Here is a 15,817-nt window from a genome sequence, read left to right as displayed (position 1 = left end):
CTTGCGGTTTTATGCAGGTATAAGGTTTCGGTTCTACCTGTTTTATGCTATATTTCAGCATCCTTCGACACGCCTGATTATTTAGATACCATGAGAAAGCCCCTGGCAGCAGTTTTATGCGCCCTTTTTGTCCTGCTATATGCTACTTCCTTCGCACAGGAAAACAGCAAAAAAATCGACCCCAAGAAACTTCAGCTGAGCTATGAAGTGGCGGATGGAAAGTATGAGAACAAACCGCAGACCCTGGCGGTGCTCACCCTCACCAACGCAGGAGAATCACCTTTGCCGGCCAGCGGGTGGACCTTGTATTTCCACTCTTTTCCTGCCCTGAAACCCAAAGCAGAAAACGCACCTGTCAGGGTAGAGCATGTGAACGGGGACCTGCGCTATTTGTCACCAACTGCTGCCTTCAAGGAGTTGGCACCGGGCGCCTCGCTGCGTCTGGAGTTTGTCTCTGGCGGGCTGGTTGTGAATGAGTCCAGGACACCGCACGGCTTTTACCTGGTATGGGACCAGGACAAATCGAAAGGGCATGCTACCGCGCCGATCAGCGTGAAAAAGCCGGACCAGCCCTGGGTGGACTGGCTGCAGGCGAAAGATGTCTATGCGCAGAACAAAGTGATCACCGACATCCCGGAAGAGAAGTTGACCAAGGTATTCCCGACGCCGGCCGTTTACCACGAAACCGGAAAGCCTTTTACCATGACCGCCGCTATACCTATTGTAACGGATGCGGCTTTCATGCGCGAGGCTACTTTGCTTTCTGAGTACCTCGGCACTGTCTTCGGGAAGAAGCCGGTGATCAGCATGCTGGGTACCGGCAAGGCAATCCGTCTGCAGCAGAAGAAAGGGTTGGGGCCGGAAGCCTACGAACTGCAGGTGAGTCCGCAGGAAGTGGTGATCAATGCCTCCACACCAGCCGGTGCCTTCTATGGCACCCAATCGCTGAAGACGCTGATCCCGGCGGCATCACTAACTAAAAAACAATCCTCTGTTTCATTGACTGGCGTGCGGGTGTCGGATAATCCGCGTTTCGGGCACCGGGCCTTTATGATGGATGTGTCCCGCAACTTTCAATCGAAGGAGCAGGTGCTGAAGGTGCTGGACCTGATGGCGCTCTACAAGCTGAACGTGCTGCACTTTCACCTGAATGATGACGAAGGCTGGCGCCTGGAGATTCCAGGACTGCCGGAACTGACCGAAGTGGGTGGCAAACGCGGCCATACCGTAGATGAACTGAATCACCTGCAGCCCTCGCTGGGCTCTGGTCCGGATGCGGACAAGACCAGCGGCAGCGGGCACTATACCAAAGCTGACTTTATCGAGATCCTGAAGTATGCGACCGAGCGCCATATCAAGGTCATTCCGGAGATCGAAACACCGGGTCATGCCCGGGCCGCGATCAAATCTATGGACGCCCGTTACGCCCGCCTGATGCAGGAGGGAAAACCGGAAGAAGCCAAACGCTACCTGCTCCGCGACCTGGAGGATAAATCGGTGTATCGCTCGGTGCAGAACTGGAACGATAACGTGATCAATGTGGCGCTGCCTTCTACCTATACCTTCCTCGGAAAGGTGGTGGACGAGATACTGGCAATGTACAAGGAAGCGGGTGCCCCAATCCAGACCATCCACATGGGCGGCGACGAAGTACCCAATGGCGTGTGGGAGAAATCTCCTGCCGTTGAGACGCTGATGGCGGCGAACCCCACGATAAAAGGCAAATACGATCTGTGGGATTACTTCTTCGGCAAGGTGAACGACATGCTCAAGGCCCGCAAGCTATACCTGTCGGGATGGGAAGAAATTGGCCTGACCAGGGTAGAGGAGAACGGGAAGAAAAAGTACGTACCCAACCAGGATTTCAAAGACAAGAACTTTCATGTGGATGTCTGGAATAACCTGTGGGGCGCAGAGGACCTGGCCTACCGCATGGCGAATGCCGGCTACAAAGTGGTGCTCACCAATGCCTCCAACCTATACCTGGACCTGACTTACCAGAAGGCCTATGAAGAGTCGGGCCTGTACTGGGCAGGCTACCTGGACCTGGACAAGCCTTTCTACTTCATACCCTACGACTACATGAAGAACCAGAAAGTAGACACAGACAATAAGCCGATCAATCCGGCGGTAGTATTCAAAGGAAAAGAGCGCCTGACTGCCTATGGCCGGACGAACATTGTGGGCTTGCAGGCGCCGCTTTGGTCAGAGATGATCAAAACCCCGGAGCGCCTGGAGTACATGCTACTGCCTAAACTTTTGGGCTTGGCCGATCGCGCCTGGGCACCCGACCCAGCCTGGGCAACTGAGCCCGATGCTGCCAAAGCCGAAGCTGCCTACAACCAGGCCTGGTCTGAATTCGTGAATGTGCTGGGTAAACGCGAGCTCCCGCGCTTAAGCTACTATGCCGGCGGCTATCAGTATCGCATCCCGACAGCCGGGGCTGTGCTGGAAAACGGCAAAGTACTGGCCAATGTGCAGCTGCCTGGCTTTGTCATCCGCTACACCACGGACGGTTCGGAGCCAACCGAAAAGAGCAAGTTGTATACGGGCCCGATCAGCACCAAAGGAGAGGTGAAGCTGAAGGTGTTTGCACCTTCAGGACGATCCGGCCGCGTGGTGACGGTCGGGAATAAGGCGAGTTGAGGCTGGTGTAAATCAGTAGCTGCAAACTTGGGTGCCAGCAATAAAACAAAAAGCCTTTCCGTAGCTGGAAAGGCTTTTTTCATGCCTTGTGCTTGTGCGAATTACTGCGAATACCAGCCGGAAGAACAGCCTAAAGCGGCATCAGGATGAATCTGGGATTATTCTGATACTGCAGGAGGTTCTTGCACCGGGAAGTGATTTTTTCTGAGATTCATCCCATAGGTATAGTTCGTTGACAGGATCACGTCATTGCAATCGAAATGTTTGATCACGCCATCTTTTTGCAAGGCCACCACCCAGCACGTGTTCTGATGCATTCCATAGTCGATGATGAAAATTGCCTGGCCCGTACCTAAAGGCGTTTCGACCAGTATAGTAGGTTTTAACTGAAGTATAGACATAGCGTGCTTTTCAATTTTGATTGGCTTTGACTGATTAACTGCTAAGCCAAAAAATAGTTTAGATCACATTTATACCTGATTTCTTGGTTTTATCGCGAAGCGAATAGTTACGGGCCTCGTAGGGACAGGTCGCGACCTGTCCGAATCGTGCATAAAATTCCCCTGTTGGGAAGCAGGGCCGTTAAGTTCTACCAAATTCTCCCCTTGAGGGGAGTGCAGAGGGGTGTTCTAACTGCGGACGAATCCCAAACAAGACAATGAATGGCATTATAACACCGAATTTACACCCCTATAATCCCCTCTAGGGGATAGTTTTTTGCAGAACATAACGGCCCTGCCTCTCGGGAGGGGTAGGGGTGGGTTAATCGTGCACCGGGTAGAGTTTTATATGAAGTTAGAGTTCTCGAAAATCACAAATACCGGTCACAATGCGTGCGGACAGGTCGCGACCTGTCCCTACAAAAGGTGTTTTTACGCCACACTTATATCAAAATCCCTATACCTGGCTTCTTCCTGCTACAATGAGTTCAGTATCTCCGGCACGTTGTTCTGGGCCGCGTTTACCAGGGGAGACACCGGGTAGGCTTTCATTTGGTTTGCATCATAGGGCTTGAGCAGCGACAGCAGCTCTTCCTGCGATTCATGTGCATCCAGCCAGAGTTCTTCTGCTTCCGGTGAGAGGATGACCGGCATGCGGTCGTGGATCGGCTTCACCAGGTCATTGGCCTCGGTCGTGATGATGGTGTACGTATGCAGGAGCTCTCCCGTGCTTTTATCCAGCCACTCATCCCAGAGACCGGCAAAGCAGAACGTATCCTCGTCTTTCAAAAGAATGCGGTAGGGTACCTTGCCGTGATCCGTTTTCTGCCATTCAAAGAAACCGTCAGCCGGCACGAGGCAGCGCTTCGAGTCGAGCAGTTTGCGGAAGGAGGGTTTCTCAGCGAGCGTCTCGGCCCGGGCATTGATCGCCCGCTTCACCGCTTTTGCGTCCTTCGCCCAGAAAGGCTGCAGCCCCCAGGAAAAGAACTGGATAACATCCGGCTGCTCGTTCGTCACGACAGGCAGGTGCTGCGAAGGCGCCGCATTGTAATGGGCTTCCTGTAGGCTTTTCGCCAGCAGCTTCGCCGCTTTTGATTTTCCCTTTGGTTTAGCTAGTACCGAGTATCTGCCGCACATGGTGAATATGGGGTTGGTAGGAATTATGTTTTACGAGGTGGGAGATAGAATAGCTGTTGAAAGGACTACGACTTCATCAGGTGGTAATCAGACAGATCTCATTACAGTGAAAAATAGTACTCTCTAATCTTATTCGCCATCATTCTGCGGCGGGCATAGAGGAAATCCTGGTAGTGTTGTACACTCATGTTATCTATAGAGTATGGCACGCAGTTCATATCCAGGTTCCGCCTTAAATCCTCTTTTGTTGAGATTCCGGTTACTTGCAAATTCTGCTCTTCCATTTGGGTGTTAATTAATTCAAAGTATTCCTTTGGAGATTTACTGCCTACTTTGATGTTGATCTCGGACTGCATAAAGGCATAATTGGCAATCTGATTATATTTCCCACGATCAAGACCGTTCTTCTTCAAGTATTCCTTCGGGAAAAGGTGGTGTATGTCACCTTTATGCGTGATCAGATCGCAAACGGAAATATCTTTCGACAAGAATCCCTTATCATTTGCCTTCACCTGAGCTGCCAGGAAAACTAAGAAATACGGGCTGCTGGCCACCGAAGTATCCAGGCTCTGAGGCAACGATGAATTCCAGAAAGCTTCTGATAACTCACCTGCTTCTTTTTCTTTTAAGTATTCTGCAAAAGGTCTTTCAGATATTTGCTTGATGTCATAGTCGAAGTAGCTTTCAGCTGAACCAGAATAGCGACCCGTTAAGATTGAATATACCAACCAACGTCGAACATAGCTTTCAATAGAGACAGCGTTTTCACTTTGCTCTCTTAATTTTAGATATAGGATGTAAGCAAAGTTCAGTACGTTCTGAGATCGGATAAGCTTAGGCGAAATAAAACCGGCTGATTTCACGATCATGATGAAACGCTTGTAGTTGGTTTCATTAATGAAGTTCAGCACACCTTCCCGCAGTAATGCAAATGAGTTTTCTGCGATAGAAGCCTCATAAGTGCGGGTTTCAAAATTACGGCCTGACAAAAGGCTTACTAGGTCGGAAAGTTTTCCACGGTTAAATTTAGAAGTGAAGGCTACCCTGATTAGGTCTGTATACTCAGGATCATACAAATCCTCTGTTTCTGACTTCAGCCATTGCATCTTCTGGAAGAGATCCGTGCCTGCGAATATCGGATCATTATCAATGATGTGCCGATAATAATCCGGAGCTATAGCCAGATGGCAGAAATAGTCGATAGCTTTCCTTAATTCATTGCCGTTATATTCAGTGTTGGAGGCTATCTTGCTCATTGCAAAATCTGCCTGACTCAATACAACTCCTTTCGAGTTAATTCTGATAAATATTTCAGTAACAGTCTCAATATCCAAGTCCGGAGCAAGCTCAATCATACCTATTTGCTTCTTAGGAATATTGATCAGTGTCGAAAAGGCATTTCTTACCTGCTTTTTATCTACATCAGGGTTCAATTCGAAGTAATTATCTGCAATTTCAAAAAGATCCCCATTAATGGCCTCGGCAATATCAGGCAACCAGGTCTTATCTTTCAGAATGGCAGAGTTCTGTACTTCAAATTTTTCTTCGATGGGGTGAAAGGCTATTTTAATCTTTACACGTTTGTAGTTTTTGTTAACTACATATTGACCAAGAATGGCTGCGGTTAAAGCGGTAATGCGCTGTTGACCATCAATCAGTACTTTCTTGCCTTCACTCAGCGTACCGTCTTTCAGTTTGACGTTTGGGTTCTTCCAGGCGATGACGTAACCAACAGGATATCCCTGGTATAGACTGTCCATCAGGTCGCGGACTTTGGAACCATCCCATACAAAAGGACGCTGAATTTCAGGTATAGCTATTTCGCCTGACTTTACCCAGGCTAACACAGTTTCGATAAGATACTGATTTACAGAATATTTTTGCATGTTTACTTCTGATGTGTAAAGGAGAAATTTTAATCTACCCGATTACTTTAATTCTAAATTTCTGCCTGTTGGGCTTGCTTCCAGTTCTTTCTAAGAATAGGACGTCGAACGCTGGTTTCGCCGTTAGAAGGTTCTCCTGAGTAGTGGCAGAATCTTTCTTCATAGTCTTCATTACCGAATTGACTCCAGCTTTTGAATGCTTGATAACTAAGTGGGCGCTCCGGGTTAAATGGAATTTTCTCTCCTGTCCGAATACAATAGCCAGGTTCAAATGACTTCTGTGCAAAAGAGTTCTTTTCAAAGTAAACTGGTGAGGCTGGCTTTACAACTTCCTCGCGGATAGGTCTCTCAGCATATTCTTCCTGTGAGTTTAGTTCTCCTTCAAAGTCATCAAGTCTTTTGGTGCTTTTTGTAAGAGGCTTTCCACTATATAGTTCATCTATTCTGTCTAACAGAACTTTAGACTTTTTATAGGTCTTGTTGAGGCCAAAGAAATTTTTTTCAACAAATGGCCTTTTAACAAAGATCACCTCGTTAGCCTGAGCAATTTCCCAGCAAGTTTCCCATGCTTCATCGTCTGCACTTTTAGCGGGGAAGTTTATGAGCTTCCTCTCGTAGAGCACACCAAATTCAATATTGTTTATGAAAGAGTAATCATAAAGATTGATGGAAGTTAGCAAACCCATATACTCATTGGCATAATACTTCGCATGCAAGTTTGGTACGTACACTATGCTGATTTTCGGGAATTGCTTGAAGTATTCTAAATCTGATTTATTTAAGCTTTTACCTACCTGACCTTCATTCTTGCCGAAAATGATAACAATATGAAGCTTTGGGTTACTCTCATGTTTTTCGAAAAGCTTTTTAAAATGATTATCCAGTTTGATATAAGGCGACACTATTACAAGTTGATCCTCTGCCTGCCATATTATTTTATCAACCGCTTTTTCGAGCTCTTTTCCAGTAATAAATTTTGACATATTATGCTGTTAAGTTAGTTTTCATTACATCTTAGGCCACACTCATCCCATACTCCCTATACCTGGCTTCGGCCTGCTCCATGATCTCATCCAGAATCTCCTGCAGTTCGGATTTAACTTTGAAGCGTAGCACCTTCTTCACAGCCAATTGAAGCTGCGCTTTGGTATCGTCTTTTTTGTACCAATCGGGTTGGCGGGCGCTTTTCTTTACTTCGGATAGTATCTTCTGCACGAGCTCTTTGATCAGGTCAAAGTCCTGCACGGCGTCGGGGTGATTGGCCAGGATTTCGTAGAAAGCTTCTTCTTCGTCTGTTAAGCCAAGCTGATTGCGGCGCTCGTCTTCTTCCTGTATTTGCCTGGCGACTTCGCGTAGCTTTTCCATGGCGACCAGGCTGTCGAAGAAGTGGTTGTGGTAGTCGGCAATGATGCGCTCTACTTCCTCCTTCAGCTTTTTGTACTTCACCAGATTCTTCATCGAACGCACTTTAATCTCGTTGTTCATGATCTGGCGCAGGAGCTCAAGTTTCAGTTCATTACCCGTCTTCTGCTCTTTGGCGGTGGCCAGGAAATCGTCGTTAATGATGGAGATGTCGAAGCGTTCTATACCTGCCATCTGAAACACATCAACAACTTCTTCGCTTTCGATGCTGCGGTGGATGAGATCCTTTACTTTGTCTGCCTTCTCCCGAATCTTACGTTCCGGGTTTTTCGCTTTGCGCAAGGCGGCCCCTACGTGCTGCAGGTATACAATGTCCGCTGACAACTCGTTGATTTCCGAGTGACTTTTAATGATGGGAGCAAGGCTGCTGAGTTTCTTCTCGTTCAGGATAAAGGTTTTGCAAAGCTCATCGTCGGCTATGATGTGGTTTGTGGCATGCTGAACCAGCTTCAACTGTTCGCCTTTTGGCAAAGCGGAGAAGTAAGGTATAGCCTCGTGAACAGATGCAAATTTCAGAGTGCCGTACCGTACGTCAACAGGACCACCAGGCAACATCTCCCGCAACAAACCAACGGTTTCTCTTGCCAGCTCAAAAGCCTCCTCTATATCAAAGGCTACTTTGCCTTCGCCGCCTGCGGAGGTATACTTCTTCGTGGCATCTCTTAGTCGGTCGCCTATGCCGATGTAGTCAACGATCAGACCGCTGGGCTTATCACGGAAAACGGTGGCGACGCGGTTGACGGCTTGTATCAGGTTGTGGCCGCTCATTACTTTGTCGACATACAAGGTATGCATGGCGGGGTTGTCGAAGCCGGTGAGCCACATGTCGCGCACGATCACGAGTTTGAGCGAATCGTCGGGGTCTTTGAAGCGTGCTTTTATACCTTCCATCTGCTCTTTGCTGCGTACGTGCGGGTGCCAGGCCACCGGGTCTTTGGCGATGTTGGTGGTCATGATCACGGCTACTTCGGGGCAACCTTCCAGCGCTGTGATCGCGTCATATAGCTTCACGCAGTTGCGGCGACTCATGCACACGATCATGGCTTTGCCTTCTACACTGGCTCCGCTCGCGGTACGGGAGGTATAGTGCTGTAGGATGTCGCGGGCGATGGCTTCGACACGAGCTGCAGAACCGGCGGCGTCTTCCATAGCGGCCCAGAGTATTTTGTTCTTGTCGCTTTCTTCCAGACCGCCCGTTATCTCTTCGGCTTCTTCTTCGAGCTGTTCGTTGCCGAGGTGCAGTTTGGCCAGGCGCGGCTCATAGTAGATCGGCACAACGGCTTTGTCTTCGGTGGCCTGGCGGATGTCGTAGGTATGGATGATGTCGCCGAACACGGCTACGGTGTCGGCGTCTTTGCTATCGACGGGGGTGCCGGTGAAGCCGATGAAGGAGGCCTGTGGCAGGGCGCGGCGCAGGTTATTGGCAAAGCCCTGCACCAGGCCGTACTGCGTGCGGTGGCACTCGTCGGCAATCACGATGATGTTGTCGCGGGTGCTCAGGACGGGGTGCTCCAGCTCACGGCCGGTGGCGGTGTCTTTGAGGTTGAATTTCTGTACGGTGCTGAACACCACGCCGCCGCCATCGCCACTCAGCAGGGCGCGCAGTTCATCGGTGGTGTTCGCAATTTGTACGTCGCCTACCAGGTCTTTGGCGGCCACGAAATCGTCGAAGAGCTGGCGGTTGAGGTCGAAGCGGTCTACCTGCACCACAATAGTCGGGTTCTTCAGTTCGGGTAGTTGGCGCAGGATGCCGGTGTAAATGGCCATGGTAATGCTTTTGCCGGAGCGGGTGGTGTGCCATACAACGCCAATACGGCCGTCTCCAAAAGGCTTTACCGACTTCAGCGTTTCCTGCAGGGCGTAAGTTATGCCGAAGAATTGGTGGTACTTGGCGCCTTTCTTGATCAGCTGGCCCTTGTCGAGCTCGTGGAAGATAAAGTGGCGCACGTATTGCAAGAGCCGCTTGGGTACGAGCAGGCCTTTGATCAGTGTCTCCAGTGCGAACCCGTTTGGGATCACCGTTTTGCCGTCTATACTTTTCCAGGCCGCGAACCACTCCAGGCCGCTGCTGTACATGCCGTGCAGGGTGGTCTGGCCATCGCTGACTACAGTCAGGGCGTTGTACTCGAAGAGTTGCGGAATCTGGTAGGTATAGTGCTGCACCTGGTTGTAGGCGGCTTCTACGGTGGCGTCCTGGTTGAAGAGGTTTTTGAACTCGAAGAGCACCAGCGGCAGGCCGTTCACGAAAATGATCAGGTCGGGGATGCGCTTGCTTTTGCCGATGATAGTGAACTGGTTGACCATCAGAAACTCGTTCTGGTGCACATCCTCGTAGTCGATAGGGTAGAAGTGCCCGAAGTGCTGTTTGCCGGAATCGTCTTTCCAGGTTTTGCTGATGCCTTTGCTGAGCTTGAGGTGGAAGGCGTGGTTGCGCTGGTGCAGATCTGCGCCGGGGCTGTAGAGGAACTCCTGCTTCAGCTCGGCCAGCACCTTTTGCGGCACCTGCGGGTAGCGGCGCTGCAGAAAGGCCTCGAACAGGTCTTCGAGCACTGCCTTGCTCAGGTCGCGCTTGATGTCGGAGCCATGTTGGTAGGTATAAGGCTCCTGCTCGCGCAGCCAGGCAATGGCCGCCTGCTCAATGGCTTCTTCAGCTAAGTACTGGCTCATGCAGCTCTTCCGGTTTGATTTGCATTACATCAATTTCTCCCGACATGAGTTTGGGAAGAAGAGAGTCTCTTGTTTGAATAAGAGCTCTTATTTCTTTGATGTTATGATTGATTTTATCTCTTAATGCTTGAAGTTGATTACATACAGAATCATGAAGTTCTTTGGGAGGAACTATAACCTGCATAGATTTTAAAGATTGTATAGTAACTGCTTTTTGAGTACTACCAATCGTGATGTTATCTATACTTGACTGCCCTTCTTCAGAAATTAGCCATTGATATAAATAAACTGGGCCTACATGATCTAAGTAGCTTTTGACCCAAGTAATGTTACCATCTTTAAAATAGAAAACATCATCTTTGTTTACCAAGTATGGAACACCTATAGTACCAACCGAAGTAAGAAGTATATCTCCTTCTTTTGGCACACCAAACTTGGCTTTTATAGTTTCAAACTTTTCTTCTGTGATGAAAAGCTCAGTCGATATGATACCTGTTTTATTTAGCTGAATTATCTCTTTACCTCGATAGAAAGGTATACCCTCAGGTACATATTCGTTCAGGAAAATTCTTTTACTCGATGTAATATCAACTAGCTGGCCTAATGACTTTTTAGCCCATCCTTCCGGCAAATTCTCTTCATCAATACCATCCACGAAATACTGCCGGAAAAGTGTTTGAGCCATTTGCTCCAGCGTTTGGTTCATGCGGCGGTTCAGCTCTATTTTGTCATCCAGCGCAGATAAGATTTCGGAAGCTTTCTTTCTATACTTTTCATCTGGATAAGCTATCTGTAGTTCCTGTAGCTCTTTTAGATTTAAGGTTGCTTGAACAGACGTTGTTGCTTGGCCATGCACAAAGTTTTGGGCCTGCGGAGATTTTAAGAACCAAAAAATCCACTCCTTATCAAAAGAGTCTGAAATTGGAAGTACACCTACTGCTCTTGCCACATTCCAACCAATCATTGCTTCATTAACCTTGGCTACGTGTCCTAAACTTCCAACTAATGAAATAAGGATTTCATTGCCTCTAAGCTTCGTCCTTTGATACTTTGCTTCAACTTCAGGTTTAACTTTCTGAACATCTGAAAATGATAATTTTCTATCAGTAAGGTTATTTACCTTAATTATAGGTACACCATCATCCACAAAAGTACCTGGTTGAACTATACCATATGATATACCCCTTCTTTTATCAACAACTTCGGTAAGATTATATGTTTTCCAGTTCGTCATGCCGCCTATCTATATCTTGATGGATTCAAGCTCTTAAATTCGTACTCAATGCCATTGAACAGATTGTCTTTAGACTTCTCAAAAAAATCTAAAAACTCACTATAGCACTCGTCCTTATTTAAATTGTTCGCTGTTTCTATGTAGTTTTCAAATTCATCAACTGAATTAAAGATTTCTTTTACCCAATTTAAATGTAGTTGAAAGTAATTACTCATAGGAGAAGTGTGTGAAATAAATCCACTTAGTTCACAACTTGTTAAATAAGATCTAAAGTGACTTTTAAATAAAGAAACTGCCTCAGGGACGATCTCATATTCTTTACTTGAATTGTCTGTTAGCTTTACGCAACTGTGATAAAGTTCTCTAAAGTCGCTAGTTATTGCTTTATTTTCTTTACAGTACTTTTTGAAATAATTTAGGTTTATGTCAGTGAGTTCTTCATTAGTTAGTACAAAATCTTTTAAATGAGACATAAGTGCAACTATAACATTACTTTCAAAGAAGTATGGACTTGGAGCCTCGGAAAAAAAGCGATGAATGTATTCTCGATACTTTTCTTTATTTTCAAAAATTTTAAATGGACCAATCTTTACAATTGGATATTTTAATGTCCTAACAATTTGCCAGTAATTAAGCCCATAGGAACTCTCTCCCTTGTTCTTTCTATGTTTCCCAATATCAATTGAAATTTTGAGATGGTTCTCAAATTCAATTAAAGTTGTAAAATCATTTATTTTATCTAGTCGGTCGAGGATTTCTGAAAGTTTTCCTTCCTCTATCCACGCAAAAATTCTATGCTTATAAAGTTCGTAGGGCCCTCTTCTGGCTTCTTCGAATTCCTTAGAAGGTAAATCTGTTGCTAAAAGTTGAAATGAAAAATATTTATGGAAATTACCTGGGTAAGCGAATGACTTGTATTGTTCAAGATTACTAATTGCTTCATTAAAATTCTTCTCGTTTAATAGCTCATCAATTAACTCTTTAATGATATTTTTATCGAATGAGTTTTTAACAGTAGCTTCTATGAAATTATGTAGGATTATGAAGTCTTTAATCTTTTGCTCGTCCTTAGGTTTTGGACTTGGGGAATCAAGTATGTCAGCTTCGTTTATGAGTCTCATTACATCCCTAAAGCTATCATCTAAATCTTTTTCACTTTCTTTCCTGAGGCGAAGGTACGTTTTAGATTGTCTCGTCTCTGCGATAAAGAAGACATTCTGGTATTCATATAAGCTTTCGTATATGTTCTGATATTTTAATTTCAGTAATTGTAGCAAATATAAATCTACAAAATGTACCTCATCTTGAACTAAAGAAAATTCAAAGAGAATAGAGTTCGCAAGTCGTATTACATCCCTTTTCGTGCGAACTATTTCATTTGTAAAGCTTCTACCAGATGGACTTCTTGCTTCAATGGCATTCTCTATGATTGTATGGTACTTACTTTCCATCTTATCATTTAAAAACCCTTTAAGCTCCCTCCTTAGGATTGCTTTTTCATACTTAGGAAGAGTAAATTCAAATTGAAAGATTTTTTCTAAGAAGGATTTGTAGTTATAAGGATTGAAATCGTGTATAGCTTCTTCAACATATTCTTTGTCGTATGAAACTATGTAAACTACATTATTAAAATTTGCAGTATTTCTTATTAATCTTAATACCTCTATTATTTCTTTTTTATCTAATCTATCTAAGTCATCAATGAAGACTAGTATTTGCTTTTTTAAATTTCCGATAGCTGTATTGACTTCATCATAGCTTCTGCTTGATCCATTAAATAGGAAATCCGAAAGAGAATTTAAACCTTTAGTGATAGCATTTTCGTCAATAGAAGTAAGGGTTTTAGAGTAGTCATATATATTTTTTGAGAGTTTAGGATCATATTTGGCCATTTCAGAAACTAAATTTTCAAAGAAGTCTTCAATTATTTTTGAGGAACTTGTGCTACTCCATGGATTAAAATCAATAACAATTCGATTATTGTGATTTATGTATGAACGAACTAAGTTATTGAATGAAGTTTTACCAGAACCCCATACTCCGTTTATTCCGATAGCTAAAGCACCAGCATCATCTACATATAACCTTGATTGTATTTTATTTGAAATCTCTCTAGCAAATTTTTCTCGGCCAAAGAGATCCTTTTCTGGATGAATAATTGGTTTATCAACTAAAAATGGATTTTTATAATAGATAGGTTCTTTAGGTGGGTCAAGCAGATCCTTTAATTTCAGCGAAGAAATACATACTGCTAAGAGGTAAATAAGATCAGAGTGTTTATGAAAAGGTATAAAATTTAGTGATACAAAATTATATTTATCACTAACAAATCTCCAGTAAGTGTAGATGAATAGTGAAAGAGCAGATATTAAGAAGATTTCTGTAGATACTTTTTTATCCTTTACAAAAGCATAAGCTGTCAGTATTATAGTGAAGTACACTATAACTATATGTAGCCAATCAAGTATCCAACTAGGTTCTACTTTGCTTAATGCTGGTATAACTATAACTTCATCAAACTTATCCCAAGCAGAATCCCAAAATACAATCAACAGCACTAGTGAGAGTAGTACAATTAAAGTTTTCTTGGTAGTTATATATTCTAGAAATTTTATTCTTATCTCAGAATCCATAGATTAAATCGGTGGCAACAACTAATAAGTAATATGTAAAATCTTACAACCCAAACCCAATCCCCTCCAGATTCTCCCGAATCCGCTTCTCCAGCAAAGCGCTTTCTTCAAACTGAGCGGCCAATTCGGTGGTCAGCAGCTTCATCTTCTCTTCAAACGGAACGCCGTCGTCTTCTTCGGCTTCGGAGCCCACGTAGCGGCCCGGCGAGAGCACGTAGTTGTTGGCAGCCACCTCGGCTAAAGTAGCGGCCTTGCTGAAGCCTTCAGTGTCGGTATAGCTGCCGCCGATGTTGCGCCAGGTATGGTAGGTGTCGGCAATGCGGGCCACGTCGGCATCTTCGAACACGCGCAGGCGGCGGCTGGCCATGGAGCCCAGTTTGCGGGCATCAATAAAGAGTATCTCGTTTTTGCGCTCGCGGTGCTCGCCGTCGCGGCCGTCGCGGTTCTTGCTCAGAATAAAGATACAGGCCGGTATGCCGGTGGTCAGGAACAGCTTGTCGGGCATCTGCACAATGCAGTCTACCATGCCTTGCTGTATCATGTGCTCGCGCACGTTCTTTTCGCCGGCACTTCCGGTGGTCATGGCGCCGTTGGCCATCACCACACCTGCCGTACCGCGCTCCGAGAGGTGGTGCCATAGCGTCTGGAACCACATATAGTTGGCGTTGCCGGGAGTGGTAAAGGTATCTTTGGCCCCGAAGAGGCGCGGGTCGTTGTCGGGCAGCAGTTCGGGGTGCCAGTTACTGATGTTGAACGGCGGGTTCATGAGGGCGTAGTCGGCCTTCAGGTCGGGGAAGCGGTCCTGCAGCAGCGAGTCGCCCAGCTTCACGTCGAAGGAGAGGTTGCGCAGTAGCAGGTTCATTTTGCAGAGGCGCAGCGTGCCTTCGTAGCGCTCCTGCCCGTAAATGGAAATGTCGTTTTTGTCGCCGCCATGCGCCTGCAGAAACTTCAGGCTCTGCACAAACATACCACCCGAGCCGCAGGCCAGGTCCATGATGCGGCCCTTGAGCGGCTCCAGCATTTCCACGAGCAAACGCACCACCGAGCCTGGTGTGAAGAACTGCCCTGCACCGGAACCTTCTGCCATGGCAAACTTGCCAATGTAGTATTCATACACGCGGCCGTAGATGTCGGACTCGGGGTTGTTGATCTCGGAGAACTTCTCTTTGGAGAATAGGTTGATGAGCCCGGCTACCTGAGTAGGGGAGAGCTGGCTTTTCACGAAGATCGGCTCCAGTACGCCTTTGTAGTCGGGGTTGCGCTTGCTCAGGATTTCGTCGATCAGCACAAAAGCCTGGTCCACCTTCACCTTGATGTCGTCCTGCTCGGCGTTCTCGCGCAGGTAGGCCCAGGTAGCCTCGCGGGGCAGGCGGTACACGTTCTTCACCTGGTACTCCAGCTCGTCTTCCAGTACCTCAGTCTGCTCGTGTGCTTCTATGTTATAATAGTCGCTCTGCGGATCGAAGAAGGAAAGCTGCAGCTCCTGTTTGCGTATCTCAAATCGCTCGGAGAGGTGCTTCAGGAACAGCAGCGAAAGCACGTAGTCTTTGTACTGGTTCTCAGCTACAGCGCCGCGCAGTTCGTTGGCGGCATTCCAGAGTTCGTTTTCAAAATCTATATCCGCCTTTGCTTTAGCGGCAGGGGTATTCTTATTGGCCATGTAAGGGTGTACTCGGTGTTGAAACAAAGTCTCAAGATAGGGAATAATGTATTGTGTTAGGAGGAAAATATAGTTTATTTTAAATGTTTGCA

General features: G+C 46.3%; 9 protein-coding genes. 1 reads left to right on the top strand and 8 read right to left on the bottom strand.

What is annotated here, in order from left to right:
* Window positions 1-90: 90 nt before the first annotated feature.
* Window positions 91-2,646, top strand: coding sequence for a beta-N-acetylhexosaminidase (locus IEV97_RS09595; protein ID WP_188501296.1), 2,556 nt, complete (start codon window positions 91-93; stop codon window positions 2,644-2,646).
* A 158-nt stretch (window positions 2,647-2,804) separates the two neighbouring features.
* On the opposite strand, the gene IEV97_RS09590 is transcribed toward IEV97_RS09595, so the two are convergent.
* From IEV97_RS09590 to IEV97_RS09555, 8 genes are all read right to left on the bottom strand, one after another.
* On the bottom strand, window positions 2,805-3,047 hold the full coding sequence (locus IEV97_RS09590; RefSeq protein ID WP_188501295.1) for a hypothetical protein: 243 nt from the start codon (window positions 3,045-3,047) through the stop codon (window positions 2,805-2,807).
* A gap of 516 nt (window positions 3,048-3,563) precedes the next feature.
* Window positions 3,564-4,223 carry an SOS response-associated peptidase gene (locus tag IEV97_RS09585; RefSeq protein WP_188501294.1) on the bottom strand — a complete coding sequence of 220 codons (660 nt, stop codon included), beginning with the start codon at window positions 4,221-4,223 and terminating at the stop codon, window positions 3,564-3,566.
* 101 nt (window positions 4,224-4,324) lie between these two features.
* The gene (locus IEV97_RS09580) at window positions 4,325-6,109 is read right to left on the bottom strand and encodes a GmrSD restriction endonuclease domain-containing protein (protein ID WP_188501293.1); all 1,785 of its coding nucleotides are present in this window, start codon (window positions 6,107-6,109) and stop codon (window positions 4,325-4,327) included.
* A gap of 53 nt (window positions 6,110-6,162) precedes the next feature.
* Window positions 6,163-7,092, bottom strand: a complete 930-nt coding sequence (locus IEV97_RS09575; protein WP_188501292.1) for a phospholipase D family protein — start codon at window positions 7,090-7,092, stop codon at window positions 6,163-6,165.
* A gap of 31 nt (window positions 7,093-7,123) precedes the next feature.
* The gene (locus IEV97_RS09570) at window positions 7,124-10,198 is read right to left on the bottom strand and encodes a type I restriction endonuclease subunit R (RefSeq protein ID WP_188501291.1); all 3,075 of its coding nucleotides are present in this window, start codon (window positions 10,196-10,198) and stop codon (window positions 7,124-7,126) included.
* Window positions 10,179-11,432 (bottom strand): restriction endonuclease subunit S, encoded by a 1,254-nt coding sequence (locus IEV97_RS09565; protein WP_188501290.1) that lies wholly within the window; start codon window positions 11,430-11,432, stop codon window positions 10,179-10,181. The genes IEV97_RS09570 and IEV97_RS09565 overlap by 20 nt, the downstream gene beginning before the upstream one ends.
* A 5-nt stretch (window positions 11,433-11,437) precedes the next feature.
* Window positions 11,438-14,065: a KAP family P-loop NTPase fold protein gene (locus tag IEV97_RS09560; RefSeq protein ID WP_188501289.1), complete on the bottom strand. Its 2,628-nt coding sequence runs from the start codon at window positions 14,063-14,065 to the stop codon at window positions 11,438-11,440.
* A 43-nt stretch (window positions 14,066-14,108) separates the two neighbouring features.
* Complete coding sequence (locus IEV97_RS09555; protein WP_188501288.1) at window positions 14,109-15,725, bottom strand: type I restriction-modification system subunit M; 1,617 nt, start codon at window positions 15,723-15,725, stop codon at window positions 14,109-14,111.
* Window positions 15,726-15,817 lie beyond the last annotated feature (92 nt).

This window comes from Pontibacter amylolyticus, assembly GCF_014638845.1.
GTDB lineage: Bacteria > Bacteroidota > Bacteroidia > Cytophagales > Hymenobacteraceae > Pontibacter > Pontibacter amylolyticus.
This window is presented reverse-complemented; position numbering and strand designations above follow the sequence as displayed.